General features: G+C 63.9%; 15 protein-coding genes. 9 read left to right on the top strand and 6 right to left on the bottom strand.

Translation table 11 applies throughout. The annotated features are described in order from the left end of the window. The first annotated feature begins 271 nt into the window (after positions 1 to 271). The 3 genes from MON38_RS11550 (at position 272) to MON38_RS11540 (ending at position 11,166) form a co-directional block, all read left to right on the top strand. Entirely contained in the window at positions 272 to 8,512 is an 8,241-nt protein-coding gene (locus MON38_RS11550) for an FG-GAP-like repeat-containing protein (protein ID WP_241936324.1), read from the top strand. 185 nt (positions 8,513 to 8,697) lie between these two features. After that, positions 8,698 to 10,521 carry a BamA/OMP85 family outer membrane protein gene (locus MON38_RS11545; protein WP_241936323.1) on the top strand — a complete coding sequence of 608 codons (1,824 nt, stop codon included), beginning with the start codon at positions 8,698 to 8,700 and terminating at the stop codon, positions 10,519 to 10,521. Between the two features lie 261 nt (positions 10,522 to 10,782). Continuing rightward, positions 10,783 to 11,166 carry an Hsp20 family protein gene (locus tag MON38_RS11540; protein WP_241936322.1) on the top strand — a complete coding sequence of 128 codons (384 nt, stop codon included), beginning with the start codon at positions 10,783 to 10,785 and terminating at the stop codon, positions 11,164 to 11,166. Between the two features lie 258 nt (positions 11,167 to 11,424). Here MON38_RS11540 and MON38_RS11535 read toward each other — a convergent pair whose 3' ends face one another. Then, positions 11,425 to 11,748 (bottom strand): hypothetical protein, encoded by a 324-nt coding sequence (locus tag MON38_RS11535; RefSeq protein WP_241936321.1) that lies wholly within the window; start codon positions 11,746 to 11,748, stop codon positions 11,425 to 11,427. 5 nt (positions 11,749 to 11,753) lie between these two features. After that, on the bottom strand, positions 11,754 to 12,029 hold the full coding sequence (locus MON38_RS11530) for a VF530 family protein (protein WP_241936320.1): 276 nt from the start codon (positions 12,027 to 12,029) through the stop codon (positions 11,754 to 11,756). Positions 12,030 to 12,129: 100 nt separating this feature from the next. On the opposite strand from MON38_RS11530, the gene MON38_RS11525 reads away from it, so the two are divergent. Beyond that, a complete protein-coding gene (locus tag MON38_RS11525) occupies positions 12,130 to 13,002 on the top strand; it encodes a glycoside hydrolase family 25 protein (RefSeq protein WP_241936319.1) in 873 nt (290 codons plus the stop codon). A gap of 206 nt (positions 13,003 to 13,208) precedes the next feature. Here the strand turns inward: MON38_RS11525 and MON38_RS11520 are convergent, their stop codons facing one another. Then, entirely contained in the window at positions 13,209 to 13,439 is a 231-nt protein-coding gene (locus MON38_RS11520) for a hypothetical protein (protein WP_241936318.1), read from the bottom strand. 123 nt (positions 13,440 to 13,562) lie between these two features. Between MON38_RS11520 and MON38_RS11515 the strand changes: the two genes are divergently transcribed. The 3 genes from MON38_RS11515 to MON38_RS11505 all read left to right on the top strand — a co-directional run bounded on the left by MON38_RS11515 (position 13,563) and on the right by MON38_RS11505 (position 16,084). Next, positions 13,563 to 13,937, top strand: coding sequence for a septal ring lytic transglycosylase RlpA family protein (locus tag MON38_RS11515; protein WP_241936317.1), 375 nt, complete (start codon positions 13,563 to 13,565; stop codon positions 13,935 to 13,937). A gap of 41 nt (positions 13,938 to 13,978) precedes the next feature. Next, a complete protein-coding gene (locus MON38_RS11510; protein WP_241936316.1) occupies positions 13,979 to 14,173 on the top strand; it encodes a hypothetical protein in 195 nt (64 codons plus the stop codon). A 381-nt stretch (positions 14,174 to 14,554) separates the two neighbouring features. Continuing rightward, a complete protein-coding gene (locus MON38_RS11505; RefSeq protein ID WP_241936315.1) occupies positions 14,555 to 16,084 on the top strand; it encodes an alpha/beta hydrolase family protein in 1,530 nt (509 codons plus the stop codon). A gap of 22 nt (positions 16,085 to 16,106) precedes the next feature. On the opposite strand, the gene MON38_RS11500 is transcribed toward MON38_RS11505, so the two are convergent. From MON38_RS11500 to glgP, 3 genes are all read right to left on the bottom strand, one after another. Continuing rightward, on the bottom strand, positions 16,107 to 16,514 hold the full coding sequence (locus MON38_RS11500) for a hypothetical protein (protein WP_241936314.1): 408 nt from the start codon (positions 16,512 to 16,514) through the stop codon (positions 16,107 to 16,109). A gap of 41 nt (positions 16,515 to 16,555) precedes the next feature. Beyond that, positions 16,556 to 17,224, bottom strand: coding sequence for an SOS response-associated peptidase (locus MON38_RS11495; RefSeq protein WP_241936313.1), 669 nt, complete (start codon positions 17,222 to 17,224; stop codon positions 16,556 to 16,558). 161 nt (positions 17,225 to 17,385) lie between these two features. Then, the gene (glgP, locus tag MON38_RS11490; RefSeq protein WP_241936312.1) at positions 17,386 to 19,038 is read right to left on the bottom strand and encodes an alpha-glucan family phosphorylase; all 1,653 of its coding nucleotides are present in this window, start codon (positions 19,036 to 19,038) and stop codon (positions 17,386 to 17,388) included. Positions 19,039 to 19,582: 544 nt separating this feature from the next. Between glgP and MON38_RS11485 the strand changes: the two genes are divergently transcribed. Together MON38_RS11485 and MON38_RS11480 are read left to right on the top strand one after the other, a co-directional pair. Beyond that, positions 19,583 to 21,028: a hydrolase gene (locus tag MON38_RS11485; protein WP_241936311.1), complete on the top strand. Its 1,446-nt coding sequence runs from the start codon at positions 19,583 to 19,585 to the stop codon at positions 21,026 to 21,028. A 182-nt stretch (positions 21,029 to 21,210) separates the two neighbouring features. Continuing rightward, on the top strand, positions 21,211 to 23,100 hold the full coding sequence (locus MON38_RS11480; RefSeq protein ID WP_241936310.1) for an alpha-amylase family glycosyl hydrolase: 1,890 nt from the start codon (positions 21,211 to 21,213) through the stop codon (positions 23,098 to 23,100). Positions 23,101 to 23,104 lie beyond the last annotated feature (4 nt).

The following is a 23,104-nucleotide window of genomic DNA, read 5'->3' as shown; positions in this document are numbered from 1 at the left end:
CGGGCCTCATGCGGCATACTGCGCTGGAGCAACGGGAGCTTCTGCCTTGCTGAGCACAGTTTGCCCCGCTGAAACCAGTCTCAACACCCGTTTCAACACACCAGTGAGCTTGGTGGCTACACCGAAAAACAAGGATTGTCGAAACCTGAAAAAGGAGGAAATGAGAAGCTCTGGCGGTAACTTTTATATTTGGTTATTTGCACAATAACTTCGTTGCGCAGGTATTTCCGCCTTTCTTCATTTCGGCTTCTACTTTATCATTTACAATCGTTTGGCTTCATTCTCTACTTCCACTGCGGCCCACTGCGGCGGGGCCGGTTTTCTTGCTACATCCCGGGCTTCTCGGTGGCATCGCCTGCTGGCTTTGGGCGGGCTGCTGCCGGGCCTGGCAGCCCAGGCGCAGGTGACGGTGATGAGCCGCCAGCCCGCGCGGCACGCCGTGGCGGCACCCCGCAGCTCCGCCGTTGGCGTCGGGTTTTCGCAGGCAATTTCGGCGGCATCGGCCGGCAACCTGCGGGTATATAGTGCCCAGCGGGGCGGCCGGTTGGCGGGCAGCCTCAGCGGCGGGGGCACGGCGGCCCTGTCCTTCGCCCCCGGCCAGGCATTTATGCCCGGCGATGTGCTGAGCGTGAGCCTGCCGGCCAGTATGCTAAGCACCGGCGGCACGGCCCTGGCCCGGCAGGTGTACCAGTTCACGGCGGCCACGGGCGGTGGCGGGAAAGGCTTTTTCGGCGATACCACCGTGGTGGGCAATACGGGCAACCGCGACCAGGTGCTGGGCGACCTCGACAACGATGGCGACCTTGACCTGGTAACAACCGGCGCGCTCTACGGCTGCCGCATTTTTCTGAACAACGGCAACGGCCGTTTCACCTTCAAAACGGGCGTGGTAACGGCCCAAACACCCAGCGGCGTAACGCTAGCCGATGTGAACCAGGACGGCTACCTCGACATGCTGGTGGGCGATGCCGATAACGCGGTGGTGTCGGTTTGCATCAACGATGGCACCGGCGATTTCATCGGCTCGGTAACGGGCGCGCAGAATGCGCCGGTTGGCCTACGCCCGGTGAGTGTGGCCGCCGGCGATGTGGACGGCGACGGCGACCTCGACTTTGTGACAGCCAACAACGGCGGTAACTCGGCCACTGTGCGCTACAACAACGGCGCCCTGCCGCTGCTCTACACCGCTGCCACTACGGTAGGAGTGGGCGTTGGCCCCACGGCCGTGGCCCTGGCCGATGTGGACAACGATGGTGACCTCGACCTGCTCACCAGCAACGCCGGCACATTGAACAGCCCCATTGGTACCGTGAGCCTGTGCCGCAACTCGGGTACGGGCACGTTTGGCGCGCCCACTACTTTTGCCGTGGGCCTGCAGCCCAGCGAGCTGGCCCTGGCCGACGTGGACGGCGACGGCGACCTCGACCTGCTGACGGCCAACACCGGCGGTGCTTCGGTGAGCCGGCTGCTGAACAACGGCAGCGGCACGTTTGCTTCGCTGGCCACCACCAGCCTGCCAGCGGGCAGCACGCCCACCGGCCTGCGCACCGGCGACCTCGACGCCGATGGCGACCTCGACCTGCTGGTCGCGCAGGGCTCCGGTGGCCGGGTATTTACCTGCCTCAACGCGGCGGGCAGCTTTGCGGTGCAGGCCCGCCCGTTGCGCCTCAACCGGCCCGGCACGGCCAGCCCGGTGCAAGCGGTGGGCGTGGCCCTGGGCGACCTGGATGGCGACGGCGACCTCGACCTGATTACGTCTGACGAGCACGGCAAGGTGCTTGCCAGCCTGAACCAGGGCAGCCTGGCCCCGCTACCCGCGCCCGTCATCACGGGGCTGAGCCCGGTTTCGGGCCCGGTGGGGGCCACCGTGACCATCACCGGCACGGCCCTGACCGATGTGGCCGGTGTGTTCTTTAATGGATTGCTGGCTTCCGGCTTTGTGCTCAATGGCACGGGCACCGGCCTTGATGTGGTTGTGCCAGCGGGTGCCACCTCGGGCGTGGTGACGGTGGTGACGGAAGAAGCCGGCACTGCCACTTCGCCCACGCCTTTCACCATTGTTGTTCCCGTGCCGGTGCTGCTCACGGCCATTGCGCCCGCGCGCAATGCCGTTGCGGTGCCCCGCGCCAGCACGGTGGCAGCCACGTTCACGGTGCCCATTACGGCGGCTACGGCGGGCAACCTGCGGGTGTTTGGCAGCCTGCGCCGTGGCGGCCGGCCGGGAGCCGTGAGCGGCGGCGGCACCTCCACGCTCACCTTTGCCCCGAGCCAGGAGTTTGCGCCGGGCGAACTGGTGAGCGTGAGCCTGCCCGGCAGCCTGCAGGCTGCCGATGGCAACCGGGTAAACAAGCAGGTGGTGCAGTTCACGGCCGCCGTGGGCGGTACGGGGCGGCACTATTTTGTGGGCACCGGCACCCTGGCCACGGCCGGGGCGACTGGGTTTCGGGCGGGCGACTTCGACAACGACGGCGACGTGGACCTGGTGGCCCCGGGAGGCGCGCAGGGCCTGCTGCTGCTGCTGAATGACGGCACGGGAACATTTGCGAGCGCCACGCCGCTGGCCGGCACCGCCCCCGCCAGTGGCGTAGTGGTGGGCGATGTGGACGGCGACGGCGACCTCGACCTGGTCAGCTCGGCGACGGCTACCACCGGCAAGACCTGGCTCAACAACGGCAGCGGAGCTTTTGCGGGAGGGAGCAGTTTTTCGGGAGCAATTGGTGCGAGCACCCTGCTGGCTCTGGCTGATGCCGATGCCGACGGTGACCTCGACCTGTTATTCGTAGGCGATGGCCAGATAACGACCCTGCTGAACAATGGCGCCGGTACCTTTGCCAGCCAGGTTTTTTCTGCCAGCAGCGTAACCGCTACCGCGATGACCATTGGCGACGTGGACGGGGACGGGGACCTCGACGTGGTGGTGGCCGGCCGCGACAACTACGGCTACGAGCGCCTCACCGTCAGCCTCAACAACGGCGCAGGCAGCTTTGCGACGGCCGCCGCGCTCACGCAGTCGGCCAATACGGTGCGCAAAATGGTGCTGGGCGACCTCGACGGCGACGGCGACCTCGACCTGGCTCTGCAATCGTACCCCGCCTACAGCTACCGCGTGGTGGTGCTCCGCAACAACGGGGCGGGCAATTTCAGCCAAACGGCCATCTTGGGCCTGGGCGGGAACAGCCTGGCCGTGGGCGATACCGATGCCGACGGCGACCTCGACCTGGTAACCAGTGCGGGCGTCGCCCTCAACGACGGCGCCGGCCAGTTCACCCTGGAGTTGACTCCCACGTCGACAACTGATTCGAACAATGTAGTGCTGGCCGACCTCGACGGCGACCTCGACCTCGACGAACTCTGCGAAGACAATTCGAACACGGTGCTGGTGAAACTAAACCGCCCTGGCCCGCCGCCCACCCTCGCCGGCCTGCGGCCGGCCGCAGGCCCCGTGGGCAGCGCTGTACTGCTGACGGGCACCAACCTGCAAACCACTGCCTCGGTTAGCTTTAACGGAGTAGCTACGGCGGTTTTTACGGTGCTTTCGAATACGCAGCTGGTGGCTACTGTGCCGGCCGGGGCAACCAGTGGCCCGGTGGCGGCTACCACGCCGGCCGGCACGGCTACGGCCCCCGGCTCGTTTGCCGTGCTGCAGACGCTGGCGGCCACGCAAGTGAGCCCGGCCCGCAATACGGCCAATGCCCCACGGCCTTCGACGGTGAGCGTAACGTTTGCCCGGCCGGTGAGCGCGGCCTCGGCCGGCGAACTGCGGGTGTTCAGCAACCGGCGCAGCGGGACAGCCGCCGGCACGGCTACGGCCAGCGGCAGCACTGTTGCGCTGGCCCCCGCCCGGCCGCTGGCCGCCGGCGAGCGGCTGAGCGTGAGCGTGCCCGACCGCCTGGCCGGCACCGACGGCAGCCGGGCCGAGCGCCAGGTTTTTGAATTTACGATGGCCGCCGGCGGAACCGGCACGGGCCTGTTTCTACCCGTGAGCAACGGCCGTCCCTTTGCGGCTTACCGCTCGCCGGCGGGTTTCGCGGTGGGCGACCTCGACCGCGACGGCGACCTGGACGTGCTGTCGAACAGCGGCATTGTGCGCTTCAACGACGGGGAGGGAGCCTTTCCCGATAGCACTATGCTCAGCTACGGCTATTTTGCCGGTACCGCCTCGCGCCACGTGGTCGTGGGCGACCTCAACGGCGACGGCTACTTCGACCTGTTGTCGACGAGTGGAACGGAATACCTGAACAACCAGCAGGGCGGCTTTACCAACCAAGCCTCCCTGCGCGGCTTCGATGACGATACGCGCGACCTGGCCCTGGGCGACCTTGATGCCGACGGCGACCTGGACCTGGTGGCGCCCAACTACGCCCGCGACAGCGTGCGCGTGTTGTTCAACGATGGCACCGGTCACTTCCCTACGCGGCTATTGGTTGCCGTGGGCAGCCGGCCCACAGGCATCAGCCTGGGCGACGTGGACAACGACGGCGACCTCGACTTCATCACCGCCAACGCCGGCGTGAGCGGCAGCAGCCTCAGCGTGGCGCTAAACAATGGCATCGGGGTGTTCACCAGCGTGCAGACGACGGCTGCCGGCACGGGCCTGCTCCAGGCGGTCCTCGGCGACCTCGACGGGGACCACGACCTGGACCTGGTTACCAGTAACGGCCTGGTGCGCTTCAACAACGGCACCGGCACCTTCGCTGGCAGCCAGACGACGGCCACCGGCACCGACCTAGCCCTGGGCGACCTCGACGGCGACGGCGACCTCGACCTGCTGGTGAGCGGACCCACCACGGCCGCCGTGCGGCGCAACGACGGCACCGGCCAGTTTGGCGGCACCGAAAGCCTGAGCTTTGGCAGCAGCGGCCAGGCCCACCACCCCGTGCTGGGCGACCTCGACGGCGACGGCGACCTCGACCTGCTGGTGGGCGATGCCAGCAACGCCACGGTGCGCGTGTGGCTAAACCAACGCCTGGCGGCGCCGGCGCTGCTCAGCTTTGCGCCGGCCAGCGGCCTGCCCGGTGCTACGGTGGTTGTGACGGGTACCGACCTGGTTGGCACCACTGCCGTGTCGTTCAATGGCACGGCTGCTACCAGCTTCAGCCTGCGCACGGCCGGCCGGTTGGAGGTGCAGGTGCCGGCCGGGGCCACCACCGGCCCGCTGCAGCTAACCAACGCCAACGGCACGGCGACTTCGGCTACCGCTTTCACCGTACTGCAGCCCATTGCGGTGCTGAATACCAATCCTGTGGCCAATGCTACGGTGCCGCCTACCACGCCGGTGGCAGTGGGTTTTGGGCAGGCCATTGCCACCAATACCAATGCCAACCTGACCGTATTCAGCCAGCAGCGGGGTGGGCGACTAGCCGGTGCCCGCACGGGCGCGGGCAGCGCTACCCTTACCCTCACGCCCGGCACGCCCTACGTGCCGGGCGAGGTGCTGAGCGCAAGCGTGCCGGCTTATACGGCGGCCACGGCCCGGGTGCAGAAGCGCGTTTTCCAGTTCCGGGCGGCGGTGGGCGGCACCGGCCGGGGCTACCTGAGCGTGCCGACTGCGACCCAGGGCTACGCCCGGCAAACTGTGCTGGCCGATGCCGACGGCGACGGTGACCAGGATGTCTTTCAGGTGAGTGATAACAACGACCGGATATCGTGGCAGCGCAACAACGGGACGGGCACTTTTGGGGCGGAAACCCCGCTGATTACCAACTCCGGCAACATTCTGAACCTGCTGGCCGTGGGCGATGTGGACGGCGACGGCGACTTGGACCTGGCGGTAACCAACTCAACCGCCAACGTGGTGCACGTACGACTGAACAATGGCACCGGCGTTTTTACGGCGGCGCCTGATGTGCCGGTGGGGGATTACCCGCAGGGCATTGTGCTGGCTGATTTCGACGGCGATGGCGACCAGGACTTACTAACGGCCAACTCCGGCACGACTGCTACTACGACCAGCCTGCGCTACAACGATGGCGGCGGGCATTTCAGCGGCACCACCAACGAAGTGCTGCGGCCATCGGGCTATGCTGGTATGTGGCCCCCGAAAGTTGGTGATGTGGATGGCGACGGCGACCTCGACCTAGTAATGGCCAACCTTGGCACCAGTTCGGTGCGGCTGAACGACGGGGAGGGGCATTTTTCGCCCGGGGGAAACCTGCCCTTCTACCTGGATGTTGACCGAATCATTGAATTGGCCGACGTGGATGGCGACGGCGACCTCGATGTGCTCGGCACCAGTTTCCGCGACACCGGCGGCAATGTTTCGGGCGGGGGCAATGTCTGGGTTAATATAGCCCGCAACGATGGCACGGGCTCCTTTACGGCGGGAGGCTTCTGGGCCAGCCGCGATGCCGAATGCCTGGCCCTGGGTGACCTCGATGCCGACGGCGACCTAGACCTGGTAACGAGCAGCCCGAACTTCTACACGGGGCAGGTACTCCTGAACAACGGAACGGGCACGTTTACGCCGGTGCAGGATTTCGCTGTTTCCGATAAGCCCCGCCGCCCCGCTCTGGCCGATGTGGACGGCGACGGCGACCTGGACTTTGTCACGACTTATCCCTACCTCACGGTGTTCTACAACGGGCCGCTGCCCCTGCCGGTCATCACCAGCTTCACGCCCACGTCGGGCGCGGTGGGCACGCCCGTGGTAATTACGGGCACAGCATTCGCGGGCACCACGGCCGTGCGCTTCAACGGCACCAACGCGCCGGGCTTCGTCATCAATTCCAATACGCGCATCACCGTGAACGTGCCCACCGGGGCCACTACGGGGGCTATTTCGATTACCACACCCAATGGTACGGGCACCTCGGCCACGGCCTTTGCCGTGGCCCCGCAGGTGGTGGCCACGCAGCTGCTGCCCGCGGCCAACGCCCCGTCGGTGGCGCGGAATGCGGCTGTTGGCGTCACGTTTCCGGCGGCCATTACGGCAGCCTCGGCGGGCACTATGCGCGTGTTTGGCAGCCAGTTGCGGGGCAAACGACCCGGCACGCTCAGCGGGGGCGGCACTGCTGCCCTGAGCTTTGACCCCAGCCAGGACTTCGCGCCCGGCGAGCAAATCAGCGTGAGCCTGCCCCGCAGCATGCAGACGACGACCGGGGCTTTGGTGAGCCCCCAGGTGTACCAGTTCACGGCGGCCACCGGAGGCACCGGGCGCGGCGGGTTTGTGCCGGGGCCCCTTGTGGCCATGGGCCAGTATGCCGCGGGCCTGGCAATGGGCGACCTCGACAACGACGGCGATTTGGACATGATTACGGCCCTTGAAACGGGGCTGTCGTATTCGCCGGCCCGGGTGGGCGTGCGGCTCAACAATGGGCAGGGCCAGTTCAGCGCCGGCACCAACATCACCACCAGCATCTACGGAATAGAAAAGCTGGCGCTGGGCGACGTGGACAGTGACGGCGACCTCGACGTGATTGTGGGCGCCGGCAGCCGGGGCGTGAACGTGTGCCTCAACAACGGCAGCGCGACCTTCGGTGCCGGGCGCTTCGTGGGCCTGATTGCCACCCAACTGGCCGTGGGCGACATGGACGGCGACGGCGACCTCGACATTGTGGTGGGCGACAATTCCACTACCGGGCTGGTGACCATTGCCGTGAACGACGGGCAAGCCAACTTCACCTATACCTCGCCCAACTTGAGCTACTATTACCCCATCACCGACCTGGCCCTGGGCGACATTGATGGCGACGGCGACCTGGATGCCGTTACAGCCAACGACCACAACGGGGTGCGGCTGCTGCTCAATACCGGCACCAACGTTCTGACCGTGGGGGCCACGTTGCCGGTAACGGATTACGTCCCGAGCCTGGCCCTGGCCGACCTCGACAACGACGGCGACCTGGACCTAGCCATCGGGCTAATCGATGCGGCCAACAATTCCGCCATGACAACCATGACCAACAACGGCACGGGCGGCTTCACCGGCGCCCCCCCCCAGGTGACGATGGATAAGGGCCTGCGACAACTCGCCCTGGGCGATGTGGACCACGACGGCGACCTCGACGTGGTGGCCCTGAGCTACTACGACGTGTATACCTACCCGAGCGTCAACGTTCGGCTCAACAACGGCGCGGGTCGATTTGCGCGCACCGCCAGCCTGATGCTGACGGGCAGCCCCTCGCGGCTGGCGCTGGGCGACCTGGACGGCGACGGCGACCTCGATTGCACGCTGGTGCAGTTCAACGGCGTGAATGCCTACCTCGACGAGCGGCTGAACGACGGCGTGGCCCTGGCCACCACGGCAGCCCAACCGACCGAAGCGGGCGTGAGGGTGTACCCCAACCCGGCGCACGGCCGTTTCACCCTGCTGGTGCCCCACGAGCTGCGTTCCGCCACGCCAGGCCCGCTGCGGCTCTACAACGCGCTGGGCCAGCTGGTACTGGAGCAGCCCTACGCACCGGCCGCCAACGGCGAACAAACCGTGGAAGCAGCCCACCTGCCGCCCGGCCTCTATACGCTTCGGCTCGCCCTGCGCGATGGCCCGGCTACTTTCAAAATCGTGCTGCACTAGGTTCCGGCCGTTGGGCCGATGGGCAAGCTGAGAACAGGAAAAGCCTGTCCGATTTTTCGGGCAGGTTTTTCTGTTTCAGTGTCCGGTTCTCGGCAGGCATGGCTTGCCGGCTACCTTCGGGAAATTATTCGCCCGCTTTCGCGTTGTGCCTCCGAATGACCAGGGTTTTGCTATGCTTGTGGGGAATGCTTGTGCTGCTGGCCGGCCCGGCTGCCCGCGCCCAAACGCCCGGCCTGAACCCGGCCAACCCCAACCAGCCCGGCCTGGCCAGCCCGCCACTGCCGCCGCGCCCGGCCGCCCCCGCCGCGCCGGTTGCCGGCCCGCGCGCCCCAGTCCGTCCGCGCGTGCTGCTGCTCGAAACCGAAGCCGCCGACCGGCCGCTGCTGCGCCGCTACAAGCTGCGCAGCACCGTGCCCGACTCGCTGAGTGCCCTGCGCGCCGTGCGCGAGCTGGTGCTGGGCCTGCAGGCCGATGCCTACCTCACGGCCTCGGCCGACGAGCTGCGCTGGAGCCGCGACACCGTGCGGGTGCGCCTGTACGTGGGCGAGGCCTTCCGCTGGGCCTACCTGCGCAACGGCAACCTCGGCGACGGCCTGCTGACCCGGGCCGGCTACCGCGAAAAGTTCTTCCGGGGCACGCCCTTCGTGCCCGCCGATTGGGCGCGGCTGCAGGAGCGTATTCTCACCGAAGCCGAAAACCAGGGTTTCCCGTTTGCTACTGTGGGGCTCGATTCCATTCATCTCGACGGGGCCGCCATTGCCGGGCGCGTGGTGCTGAAGCGCGGCCGGGCCGTGGTGTTCGACTCGCTGCAGATTGTGGGCAACACCAAAACCAAAAAGCGCTTCCTCACCAAGTACCTGCAGCTGTTCCCGGGCCAGCCCTTCAGCCAGCAGCGCGTGGATGCCGCCGCCCAGCTGCTGCGCCAGCTGCCCTACGTGAAGCTGCGCGCCGAGCCCGAAGTGCGCTTTGCCCTGGGCCGGGCGCGGGTGTACCTGTTGCTCGACGAGCGGCCCAGCAACCAGTTCGATGCCATTGTGGGCATTCTGCCCAACGCCAACACCGATAAAACCGGCGTGCAGTTCACCGGCGACGTCACCATCAACCTGCGCAACATCAAAGGCGGCGGCAAGCAGATTGGACTGCAATGGCGCAAAACCGATGCCCTCTCGCAGCTGCTCGATGTGCAATACGTGCACCCCAACTTCTTCGGCACGCCCTTCGAGGTAGCGGCCAGCTTCAATCTTTACAAGCAAACCGACGCCTTCCTCACCCTGCGCCCCCGGGTGCAGGTGAGCTACCCCACGGCCCGGGCTGGCCGCGTCAGCTTTTTCTTCGAGCAGCGCAACTCTTTTTTGCTCGACACGCTGCTGAGAACCCGCACGACGCTGCCCGAAAACATCGATTCGCAGTTCAATTCCTACGGCCTGAACTACACGTGGAATAGCCTCGACGACCTCTACTTTCCGCGCCGCGGCTACCTGCTGAGCGGGCAGGGCGCAGTCGGCACCAAAACCATCAGCCGCAACTCTGAGCTTCGGCCGGAACTCTACGAAGGCGTGGCCCTGCGTACCACGCAGTACGCCTTCAGCCTGCGGGCCGAACGCTACTTCCCGGTGCAGCGCGCCGGCGTGCTGCTGCTGCGCGTGCGCGGCGAAACCCTGCAAAACCCCCAGCTGTTCATCAACGACCTGTACCGGCTGGGCGGGCTGAATTCGCTGCGGGGCTTCAACGAAAATCAGTTCTATACCAGCACCTACGCCGTGGCCACGGCCGAGTTTCGCCAGTTCATCGGGCCCGATTCCTACGCCTTTTTGTTTGCCGACCAGGCCTACCTGCGCCGCGACCTGGCCAACGCCACCGCCAACGAGCCCACCGGCCTGGGCACCGGCCTCAGCTTCCGCACGCCGGCGGGGCTGTTTCAGTTCGTGTACTCGGTGGGCCGGGCCAATGGGCAGGGGTTCGATGTGAAATCGTCGAAAATCCACTTCGGCCTGACCAGCCGGTTCTAGCCGTAGCATGGGCTCTGCGAGTCCGCGCCTGTATGGTTGCATTCAATGCGCGGACTTGCAGAGTCCATGCTACAAGCCGCCATATCGTCCGCATTTTACGGGAACTAAAACCGCTTCCCGCCACTGTGGCCGGAATAACAAAATGCGCCGGTTTAAAAACTGCCAATTGCGCTGATATTCAATGCGGATAATGGGTGATTCAGATTGGTACATCATTTGTAATTACCGACCCGAAGCCGCCCCTATTTGTGGCTCCCCGACATGAAACTCATCAGCTCGAAATTCATCCATAGCATTGCCCCTCAGCTCGACCTGCTCAACACCATCGGTGGTGGCGTAGCCCAGCCCCAACTGCGCATCGACCAGCACCCAAAGGGCGTGATTGTGCGGGTGGCCATGCCCACCGTCTCGGCCGACAGCTTCCGCGTGGTGCTCAACCAGAACAAGCTCACCGTCTTCAGCGAGTACCGCCACGAGCCCGACGACCAGCTCGCCGCCCCGCTGTTTGTGCAAACGCTGGAACTGCCCGCCAATCTCGACGCGGCCCGCATCGACGCCATCCACGAAGGCCAGGAGCTGCGCGTGCGCATCCCCTTCGCCAACCCCAACAGCCAGCGCGAAATCGACATCAAGCGCGAAGAGTAATTCGTTATCTGAACTGGCTGTCATCCTGAGCTTGCGAAGGACCTTATCACGGCCACGCTGCTAGTAGCCTAATTGCACAGACCTGATAAGGTCCTTCGCAAGCTCAGGATGACAGCCGATTATTTCTTCATATAACGCCGGGACCGACCGGCAACCGCAGTCCAGTTATACCGCCGGGACCGACCGGCTGCTTACCGAAGTCATCTGGGTTTTCACTCTTGAGCCACCGCCCGCAGCGGTGGTTTTGTTTTTTGGGGCCTACCCGAATAAGGGAATAATGAGCACGAAGCTCATGACCAGGGCCAGGTAAAACCAGCCCATCACCTGCCCGCGGTAGCGGCGCGGCAGGCGGTTGCTGAGCACCAGCATGGCCGCAATCACCAGCAGCAGGTGGGCCACGAAGAACACCATCGTCTTCACCCAATTGCTCACGATGGTGTTTTCAGCCTGGTACTGGTTGCTCTCGCCCAGGCCCGAAGTGAGGTATTGCAGCCCGTAAAAAGCGGCCACCTCAAAGGCCACAAACCAGCAGAAACCCGCCAGCAGCGCCTGCCCAGACGATTTTTCGGAGATGTCGGCCATGGCGGTTAGGGGCGGGGCCGGCCCTGCACTTCGGCGCTGCGGGCTTTGATGTACAGCTCTTCGACTTTGGTGCGGGCCCAGGGCGTGCGCCGCAAAAACGTGAGGCTCGATTTGATGCTCGGGTTCTCGGCGAAGCAGTTCATGCGCAGGCGGGCATCGAGCTCGGGCCAGCCGTAGGCGGCCACGAGGTACTCCAGAATTTGCACGAGCTTGACGCCGTGCAGCTCGCTGATGAGGTGGCCGGATTCGTCGCGGGCATCGGCGGCGCGGAGGAATGACATGGGCGAAAGTGAGGGGCGGAAAGTGCAAAGTTGGCGAAAAGCCCGGGGCCGTGGGCACGATGGGCGCGGGCCGGGCGTTATTTTTGGCCGCCGCCCGCCTATGCCCTCATCTTCTGCTGCTGCTTCCGCCTCCCGCTCCGTGCGCCGCGCTGCCCCGCGCCGGCCATGGCGGCGCGGGCTGCTGGCGGCAGCTTTGGCGGCCGTATTACTGGCTGGCTACTACTACGTTCGGCACCAAGTGCAGCTGAACCGCTACGCCCGCCGCGCCTGGGCCACGTTCACCAAAAATGGCCTTACCGGCCGCGAAAAGACGCCATTGCTGGCCGGCTACTCGGTGCACGGCATCGACGTATCGGCCTACCAGGGCCGCATCGACTGGCCCGAGGTGGCCCGCAACCGCGTGCGTTTTGCCTTCATCAAAGCCAGCGAAGGCGCCACGCTGCGCGACCCGCGCTTTGCCCGCAACTGGCGCGAGGCCCGCAAGGCCGGGGTGCTCTGCGGGGCCTACCACTACTTCCAGCCCAACCGCGACGGCCAAGTGCAGGCCGACCTCTTTGCCCGCACCGTGCCGCTGGCCCCCGGCGACCTGCCGCCCGTGCTCGACGTGGAAGCCGCCAATTTCCACGACGTGGCCGTGATGCGGCGCGAGGTGGCCCGCTGGCTGCGCCTCGTGGAGGCGCACTACGGCGTGCGGCCCATTCTGTATTCCAACCACAGCTTCTACCAGCGCCACCTGGCCGGGCATTTCGACGACTACCCGCTCTGGCTGGCTCACTACGAGGTGGCCCGCCCCAAAATGGCCCGCAGCAAGTGGATAATCTGGCAACACTCCGACGAAGCCTACGTGCCCGGCATCCGCGGTGTGGTCGATTTCAACGTGTTCCAAGGCAACTTCGAGGCCTTGCAGGCATTACGCGTGCCCGCGCCGCCCGCCGCGCCGAAGCTGCCCACTGCGCCCGCCCGCCGGAAATGACGGGTGTAGAGACGCGACACTTCGCGTCTCGTCGTTGAACGGCGGGATTGAACGATTCAGGAACAGCGCGGCCCACGAGACGCGAGGTGTCGCGTCTCTACATTGTTCAGCATCATCACTAAAATGCTCACAAAAAAGCCGCCCGGCCCGCTGCTTCAATCTGAAGCAAACGAGCCGGGCGGTTGCCGTTTCCGGCCATCTGCAAACTACATTTTGTCCTTCGACTCCATCTTGGCATCCATTTTGGCGTCGTGCTTCATCATTTTGCCCGACTTCTTCATCGACTTGTCGTTGGCCATCTTGCCGGTCTTCTTCATCATCTTGGCGTCCGTCTTCTCATCTTTTTTCATCATCTTGCCATCGCCTTGCTGGGCGTGGGCAGCAATAAAAGTGAGCGACAGGGCGGCGGCCGAAGCCAGTTTCAGCAGGTTGTTCATGGTTGTTGGAGTGAAATGAGGTTGGGTGAGAATTCTGCCCGAAAGGTTAGCCGCCCGCATAAATTTTAGATGAAGCCCATGCCACAAGCCAAAATTCTATACCTCCGCCTCCTGCCACTATTCGTGCTTTTGCTGCTGGCCTCGTGCCACGGCAGCCGCAACGTGGGCACCGGCAAAGGCCCGCGCGGGGCCGTGCAAACCGGCCTCGGCTCGTACTACGCCAGCAAATTCAACGGCCGGGCCACGGCCAGCGGCAGCATCTACCGCCCCGGCGGCATGACGGCCGCCCACAACACGCTGCCCTTCGGCACCCTCATCCGCGTCACCAACACCCGCAACGGCCGCTCCGTCGAAGTCACCGTGACGGACCGCGGCCCGCACACCAAAGGCTACATCGTGGATGTATCGCACCGCGCCGCCGTGCAGCTCGACATTATCCAGGCGGGCGTGGTGCCCGTGGAGGTAGCCGTGGTGCGCGCGGCCCCGGGCAACCGCTAAATTTGCCCATTCGTTTGCCAACGCCTACCGCCTCTGTCGTCATGAACATCCGCAAAAAAGTTGCCTGGACGCTGCCCGCCGGCCTCAACCGCTACGCTGCTCTCGATAGCTGGGTGGCCGCCGCCGAAGACGAGGACTGGTCGGAAGCCGAAATTCAGTTCGTCATCGACGAAGTAGTAGAAGCCGAGGATGATGCCGCCGGCCTGGCCGTGCTGGCCTGGTACTCGCGTTTCTAAGCCGCTGGGTGGAACATTGCGCCGAATAACTCATTCCGACGAATGAGTTATCTGAAAGCATGGCTTTGCTAGTGCTGCCTACTCCGCCGGCACGGCCAGCCGCATGATGTGCGGCTTATTGCTAACGTTCGACCAGTTCAGTTTTTGCGGTCTTTAATCGATAAATAGTGGGTATTGCCCCTGCCGCCTGAGCAGGCGGCCCGCAAGCTGTGCGCGTCATAGCGAAGAATCATCGCCGTGCAGATAGAACTATTCGCCCATAAATTTTAATCATTTATGGGTTGATTAATTGCTTATCCAATTTTTAATTGTATTTTTAATAATATCAAGAATGATTTAACTAGCTATTGTCTTACTAATGGCCTCGGCCGCGCTACTGCCATGAACAAACTCATCAGTCTGCTGGCAATTTTGCTTTCGTGTAGCAGCGCGTTGAAAGCGGCACCGACTGCCGCACCGCACCTGCTGGGCCAATGGGCCGGCGTGCTGCCGGTGCCGGGCGGGAGCCGACAGGTTGCTATTTTCGTCAGCCAGCAGGCCGATGGCACGCCCACGGCGGTGTTGCGCATCGATGCCCACCGGCTCGACAACAGCCCGATGCGCGTGCGCAACACTGCCGACAGCATCTCTTTCGTGGCCGACCAGGCCGGCTGCCGCTTCGTCGCGCTGCCGGTAGCCGAAGGCCAGCGGCTGCGCGGCACCTGGCAGCAGCCCGGCTTCCGCACGGTGCTGGTGCTCGACCACGTAGCGGGTGCCAGCGCCGCGCCCGTCCCGGCGGCTACTTTCGCCATCGAGGAAGTGCACGTGAGCAGCCCCGGCAGCCCCAACCCCGAAGTGGGCCTGGGTGGCATTCTGCGCCGGCCGGCGGGCGGCGGGCCTTTTGCCGCCGTGCTGCTATTGCCCGACGCGATGCCTGCCAGTGCTGGCAGCACCGAATCGGCCAGCTCCCGTCTGCTCGATAATCTGGCCGACTACCTGCTGGGCCAGGGCCTGGCCGTGTTGCGCCTCGATGACCGCGGCCTGGGCCGTTCGGCCGCGCTGCCTGCCGCCACGGCCAGCGCCGAACTGGCCGCCGATGCACAGTCGGCCCTGAATTTCCTGCGCTCGCGGCCGGGCATCGACCCCATGCGGGTGGGCGTGCTGGGCCACGGCGAAGGTGGCAACGTGGCCCTGCTGGCCGCTACGCAGTCGCCCGCGCCCGCCTTTGTGGTGGCAATGGCGGCAGCCGGCGTGAGCGGCCAGGAGCTGCTGGCCCGCCAAACGGCGCTGGTGAATCGCCCCGGCGAACCCGACACCGCCCAGCTGGCCTGGCAAACCCGTTGCGCCCAGCGCATGGCCCAGGCCCGCCGCGACGCCAAGCAGCAGTTGGCCGCTGGGGCCACGCCCGAGCAGGTGCAGGTGCGCGTGGCTCAGGAGCAGCTGCGCCTAACCACCGAAGCCCGCAAGCGCAACGACATCCTCTACAAGCAGCAGTTTGCGCTGCTTGAAATCATTCGGCACACGGCGGATAATGCGCAGGCGCAGGCCATTGTCGCCAATATGTTCCGGCAGATTTACCCCGGTTTGGCCCCGGCTACGGCCCAGGCGCGGGCGGGCCAGCTCACCAGCCCGTGGTACCGCTCGCTGCTGGCTTTCAACCCGCAGGCCGAGCTGGCCAAAGTAAGCTGCCCCACGCTGCTGCTCCACGGCGCGGCCGATGCGCAGGTGCCGGCCGCCACCAATTTAGCGGCCCTCGAAAAAGGCTTCAAAAGCAACAAGCAGGCTACCAGTCAGCAGTTGGATGGGGTAACGCACGATTTCCAGCCAGTTTTGGGCGAGCGCGCCTTATTAGCCGGCACCACGTCGGCAACGACTACTTCGGAAGAAACGCTGGAAGCGGTAGGCGAATGGGTTGCCAAGCGCCTGAAGTAGCCTAAGCAATTTTCTTGGCTGCTTAACGTGCGGCGCGAGCCGGCGCAATGGCCTCGCGCACCCAGCGGCCGGCTAGCCCGGCCAGCCCGCCGGCCAGGCCAATAATCAGCGTCGTGACCAGCACCAGCACGGGCACCGAACCACCTAGCGGCAGCAGCTGCGCCACGCGGTGCGCCAGCAGGCCGTTATTCTGAAAAGCCAACCACGCGGCCGGCACCAGCCAGCTCAGTCCCAGGCCCACGAAACCTGCCAGAAAGCCCGCTTTGCCCGATTGCGCCTGCCCGAAACATAATCCAAAAGCCAATACCACGGCGCTCCACCACGGCAGTCCCAGTTGCAGCACTGCCCCTAGTACTGCCAGCAGCAAGGCCAGTATCCAGGGGTTGCGCGTCGAAAGCCAAGTGGTCGGGGCGGGAGCGGTAGGATTCATGCCGGCAAGATAGCAGGCTGTTTTCTACAGTATCGGATTTATCAAGCAGCGGCGGGGGCCAGCACGTCGGCATCGTTGTTTGCTGGGGAGTTCACGCGCTTGCTCACTACGTACTCGCGCATAGCCGCCGCGTCGTAGGGTTGCAGCAGGTGCTGGTAGGTGGTCAGGCGGTGGCCATCATCAAGCCAGGCCTGCTCGGCGGCGCGGTCGGGCAGGATAACGGGCATGCGGTTGTGGATGCCGGCCATCAGCTCGTTGGGCTCGGTGGTGATGATGGTGAACGTGGGGTGCAGCTCGCCGGTGGCGCGGTCCACCCACTCATCCCAAAGGCCGGCGAAGGCGAAGGGCTGCTCGTCGCGCAGCAGAATACGGTGCGGCACCTTGCCCGCCGGCGTGGCCTGCCACTCGTAGAAGCCGTCGGCCAGCACCAGGCAGCGCCGCCGCGCCAGCAGCATCCGGAAGCTGGGTTTCTCGGCCAGCGTTTCGGCCCGGGCGTTGATGGGTTTGGGACCACCTGCCGGGTCGCGGCTCCAGGCTGGCACTAGGCCCCATTGCAGCAGCTGAATCTGGTCGGGCGCGGCATTGGTGATGACGGGCAGCCGCTGCGAGGGTGCGGCGTTGTAGCTCGGCGAGGCAGGCTCGGCAAACTTGGCGTCGAAGCGTTGCTCGATGGTTGGGGCAGGGGCAATGAAAGAATAACGGCCACACATAACGGCTTGGGTTAGTAGAATAGCAAAATCGTCTGTCATCCTGAACGCAGTGAAGGACCTTACCACGCTCGAACGTGTCGTTCATACGACAACCGTTCAAACTTGATAAGGTCCTTCACTGCGTTCAGGATGACAGACGGCTATACCTGTGCCGTAAACAGCTAAGCTTTGTACAGCAGCTCGTAGTACTCGCGGGCCATGCGGGCGCTTTCGAACTCGGGCTCCACGTCCTTCATGGCGGTTTTCACCACTTTCAGGAAATTTTTGGGCTGGTCGTAGTACAGCGGCAGCACGGTGTTTTCGAGTACGTCGAGCAGGGCAGTGGCTTCGGCATCATCCTTCACGTTGTCGGGCAGCGTCACGTCCACAATCGGAATGAGGAAGCCGTTTTCGCCGTCGCGGCAGAACTCCGGAATCCAGCCGTCGGCAATGCTCAGGTTCACGCTGGCATTCATGGCGGCGGTCATGCCGCTGGTGCCGCTGGCCTCGCGCGGGAAGCGCGGCGTGTTCAGCCAGATGTCGGAACCCTTCTTCAGGGCGGCCGACAGGCCCAGCTCGTAGCCCGTCAGCACGGCGCAGTTTTTCAGATTCGCCGTGCGCTTGATGATGTCGTTGAACAAGGCCACCGCGCCGAAATCCTTCGGATACGGCTTGCCGGCCCAAATCATCTGGATGGGATGCTTGGCGTTGGCGGCCAGCTCCACGAAGCGCTCAAAATGGCGCAGGATGAGGTCGGCGCGCTTGTAGGCGGCAAAGCGGCGGGCCCATACGATGGTGATGACGTTGGGGTCGAACACGTTGCCGGTCTGGTCGGCCACAATCTTGAATAGGTCCTTTTTCAGCTCCTGCTTGCGGGCCAGCAGGGCGGCATCGTCCTTGCTTTTGAGGGCAACGGCCAGCTGCGGGTCGCGCCAGTAGGTGCCGTTCTGGCTGTTGGTGATGGGGATAATCGGGCAAACACCTTCGTAGTGGCTCCACATTTCATTGGCCACCGTGCCGTGTACCTTGCTCACGGCGTTGGCTTTGCGCGAGAAGCGCAGCGCGGTCAGCGTGTAGTTCAGCTGGTCGCCGTGGTCGATGCGGGCCAGGCGGCGCACTTCCTCCTCGGGCATGGTGCCGAAGAACGTCATGTCGGTCAGCAGCTTCATGGGGCGCTCCTCGTTGCCGGCCAGCTCGGGGGTATGCGTGGTGAAAACCAAGCGCTTCTGCACCTCGGCCAGGTCGCGGCCGTGCTTCTCGTAGAGGTAGAACGCCAGCGGCAGGCCGTGGCCCTCGTTGAGGTGGTACACGTCGGTTTTGCGGCCGAGCTCGTCGAGCAGTTTGCCGCCGCCCACGCCCAGCAGGATGCTCTGGGCCACGCGGGCCGCCGAGTCCGGGTCGTACAAGTGGTGCGAGATGGTGCGCGAGAGGTGGTCGTTCTGCTCAATATCCGTGGTCAGGAAGAACATGGGCACGGTGCCGAACACCTCGGGGGCTAGGTACAGCGCCTTCACGTGCACATCGGCCCCATGAATGGTGATGGGGAACACAATGCCCGTATCCTGTAGGAAAGAGTAGTGCTTGTGGCGGAACTCGGCGCGCATGGCCTGCTCGGGGTCGCGGTCCTGGTCGTAGTAGCCGAAGCTCCACAGAATGCTGATGCCCACCAGGTTCTGCTTCAGCTCGAAGCCCGAGCGCATGTGCGAGCCGGCCAGAAAGCCAAGGCCACCCGAGTAGGTTTTGAGGGCTTGGTCGACGGCAAATTCCATCGAGAAATACGCGGCGGCCGTCTTGTATTTGGCGGCGGGCGTGTAGGGTTTGAAAGTGAAAGCCATAAGCTAGCGAATGCGGGCCGCAGGGGCGCGCCGGAGTGAACGTTACGGGGTGAAGAATGAGGCGGAGCCGCGCACGGCCGCCGGGCCTTAGGGCCGCAAGGTCCGAAGCTTTGCGGAAAAATCGCAACCCGCTGATATTGAGCACTGAGTTAAGCAAACGTTAGCATTTTGCCCAACGCCAACAGTGTCAAGGCAATATCAGCCAGCCGGTTAGTGGTAAAATTTCTTCGGGCGGGAAGTTTCGAGGCACGTCAGCAGGCTTTAGGGCTTGCGGATGGCGGAAACGCAGGGTGATTGGCCGGCTGGTAAACCGCAAGCGGACAATAGAATGACTTTACCTGCCTGATTATATCTGGTGATAATTATTTTCAATTATCTGTTAATCCAATAATATAATCAAATTCATTAAATCTTCACGTTTTTTAGCACAGATTTTGAAAATGACATAATTATTTAACCTATAAATTAACAATTTCATTGTTTGGGTGGGCTACATTTGGCGCTCTGTTGTTCACCTTAACGTTTCTTTTTCAACCCTATGCGCATGAATTTCACTGCTCGCTATCTGGTGGCTCCTTTGCTGGGGGCGGCCGCGCTGTTTGCCAGCTGCTCGAAGTCGGAGCTGACGCCCGCTGCCGCTCCCACGGCTGCTGTGGTTTCCCAGAACGTATCAGCCCCGGGCTTTCCCGAAGGGTTTGAAACGGGCACCAAAACGGCCTACACCACCGGCAGCGTCACGCTCGGCTCGGGCTCCTGGACGCTGAACGACGCCCTCATCGGCAACACCACGGCCGATGCCAAAACCGGCAGCTGGTCGGCCCGCGTGCGCAACAGCGGCTCGCTGAGCATGAACTTCGACCTGACCGGCGGGGCCGGCGTAGTAACCGTGGCGCACGCCAAGTACGGCACCGACGCCGCCAGCACCTGGGAGCTGTGGGCCAGCGCCAACAGCGGCAGCAGCTACGCCAAAGTGGGCAGCACCATCACTAGCAGCAGCACGAGCCTGAGCACGGCCTCGTTCACGGTAAACATCGCCGGCAACGTGCGCCTGCAGGTGCGCAAAACCGACGGCAGCACCAACCGCATCAACATCGACAACATCACGGTGGAGAGCTACAGCAGCGGTGGCGGCGGCGGCACGGGCACCGGGGGCAAGAAATTCCTGTTTGATGCCACGCACGCCGAAACGGCTGGCAATGCCGACTGGGTATTGGACGTGGACGGCGGTGTAGTACCGCGCTATCCCACGCCCGCGGCTTCGGGCATCACGGCCAGCACTTCCGAAACCTATTGGGCCGGCGCGGTATCGGCGTGGGGCGTGGCCTTGGTGAAACTGGGCAACACCGTGGAAAACCTGCCCGTGGGCACGGCCATTACCTACGGCAACACCTCGAACCCCCAGGATTTGGCCAACTACAGCGTGTTTGTGGTGGATGAGCCGAACACGCTGTTCTCGGCTTCGGAGAAAACGGCCATCATCAACTTCGTGAAAAACGGCGGCGGCCTGTTCATGATTTCCGACCACGACGTGTCGGACCGCAACAACGACGGGTACGACTCGCCTGCCATCTGGAATGATTTGATGACCAACAACTCGGTGCAGGCCAACCCCTTCGGCTACAGCATCAACCTCACCAATATTTCGGAAACCAGCAGCAACGTGCTGGCCAGCAGCACCAACGTTATTCTGAACGGCTCGCAGGGCGCCGTGACGCAACTGAAGTTCTCGAACGGCGCCACGATGACCAAAACCTCGGGCTCGGCCGCCACGCCGCTGATTTGGCAGAGCACTGCCGCCCAGGGCAACAGCAACATCATGTGCCTGAGCAGCACCTACGGCACGGGCCGCGTGGTGTGCGTCACCGATTCGTCGCCGGCCGACGACGGCACCGGCAGCCCCGGCAACACCGTGTACCCCGGCTGGACTGAAATTGCCAGCCACGCCAAGCTGCACCTGAATGCCTCGCTCTGGCTGGCCAAGCTGCAATAGCAGTATTTGCGCCGCCCTGCCCGCCAGCAAATATGCAGAAGCCCGCTCCCGGTTGGGGGCGGGCTTTTTCGTGGGCAGAAGCGCCGGAAAAATATATTCGAAAAGTGGAAACGGTTGCGCATCAGAGCCCTTGCGCAAATGCCGTACTTTTGGCCGTACGGTTGTTTTTACGCCCTTTTTCTATGAAATTCCCACAAACTTTGCTGGCCGCCGCGGGGCTGCTGCTGCCCTTCGCATCATCGGCCACGGCCCCTTTTTCCGGCCCGGCCGCTACCGCTACGGCCGTTGCCAAAGCCGCGCCCGCCGTGCGCATCGACCCTACCTACTGGTGGGTGGGCATGAAAAACCCCAAGCTGCAGCTGCTGGTGAATGCGCCTGGCATCGCGGGCAGCACCGCCATGCTGGCCGCCTACCCCGGCGTGACGCTGGAGAGCCAGCAGAAACTGGAGAGCCCCAACTACCTCGTCGTCAACCTCACCATCAGCCCCGATGCTAAGCCCGGCCAGCTGAAACTGAGCTTCAAGGGCGGCAAAAGCCTCACGTACAGCTACGAGCTGCGCGCCCGCAACACCGACCCCCAGCGCACGCAGGGCCTCACGCAGGCCGACTTCATCTACATGCTGATGCCCGACCGGTTTGCGAACGGCGACGTGAAGAACGACGTGGTGAAAGGCACCCGCGCCCCCCGCGTGGCCCGCGACTCGATGTACGCCCGCCACGGCGGCGACCTCAAGGGCATTCAGAACCACTTCGACTACTTCAAGAAGCTGGGCGTGACGACCATCTGGCCCACGCCAGTGGTGGAAAACGACATGCCCAAGGCCAGCTACCACGGCTACGCCGTAACGGACTGCTACAAGATTGACCCCCGCTACGGCTCCAACGCCGAGTACCAGCAGTTTGTGAAAGCCGCCCACGCCGACGGCCTGAAAGTGGTGCAGGACATCGTGCTCAACCACTGGGGCAGCTACCACCACCTGTTCCTGGACAAGCCGGCGGCCGACTGGTTCCACGCCTTCCCCAAGTTCACGCGGAGCAACTATAACGCCTTCGCCCTGAACGACCCTTACGGCTCGAAGCGCGACTACACGCTGTTCAACGACGGCTGGTTTGATACCACGATGCCCGACGTGAACCAGGGCAACCCGCTGGTGGCCACCTACATCATTCAGAACTTTCTGTGGTGGGTAGAAAGCACCGGGCTCGATGGCTACCGCATTGATACCTACCCCTATTCCAACCCGCAGTTCCTGATGCAGTTTGGCCAGGCCACGATGGAGGAATACCCCAAGCTGGCGCAGTTTGCCGAAGCCTGGGAGGGCACCGAGGCCGAGCAGGCCTTCTTCGCCCAGAACATTTTGCCGCCCGTGAACGGCTTCAAGTCGAACATGCCGGGCCTGCTCGATTTCCAGATTTGCTTCGCGATTTCGGACGCTTTGAAGACCGAAAACGGCGACCTGAGCAAGCTCTACCACGCCCTGCAGGGCGACTGGCTGTATACCGATGCCACGCGCAACGTGCCCTTCCTCGACAACCACGACATGAGCCGCTTCTACTCGGTGATTGGCGAGGACTTCGGCAAGTTCAAAACCGGCATTGCCTGGCTGCTGACGCTGCGTGGCACGCCGCAGCTATACTACGGCACCGAGGTGCTAATGAAGAACTTCTCGAATCCCGACGGCAAGGTGCGCGAGGACTTCCCGGGCGGTTTTCCGGGCGACAAAACCAACTACTTCACCACGCGCCCCAGCGGCCAAGCCGGCGAGGCATTCGACTACGTGAGCAAACTGGCCAACTACCGCAAGGCCCACCCGGTGCTGAGCAGCGGCAAGCTCATGCAGTTCATTCCGCAGGATGGCGTGTACACCTACTTCCGCTACTCGGACAGCGAGAGCGTGATGATTATCGCCAACAACACCAAAGACGAGAAGAAGGTGGACGGCAATCGGTTTGCCGAGCGGACGGACGGGTTTACTTCCGGGGTAGAAGTGGTGAGCGGCGCAACCATCAGCGACCTGAAAAATCTGACGATACCCGCCCACACGGCCTGGGTGGTGGAACTGCGGAAGTAGATTT

It is taken from the genome of Hymenobacter cyanobacteriorum (genome assembly GCF_022631375.1).
Classification (GTDB): domain Bacteria; phylum Bacteroidota; class Bacteroidia; order Cytophagales; family Hymenobacteraceae; genus Hymenobacter; species Hymenobacter cyanobacteriorum.
Note: the sequence above shows the minus strand (reverse complement) of the source record. Positions and strands in the feature narration are given on the sequence as shown.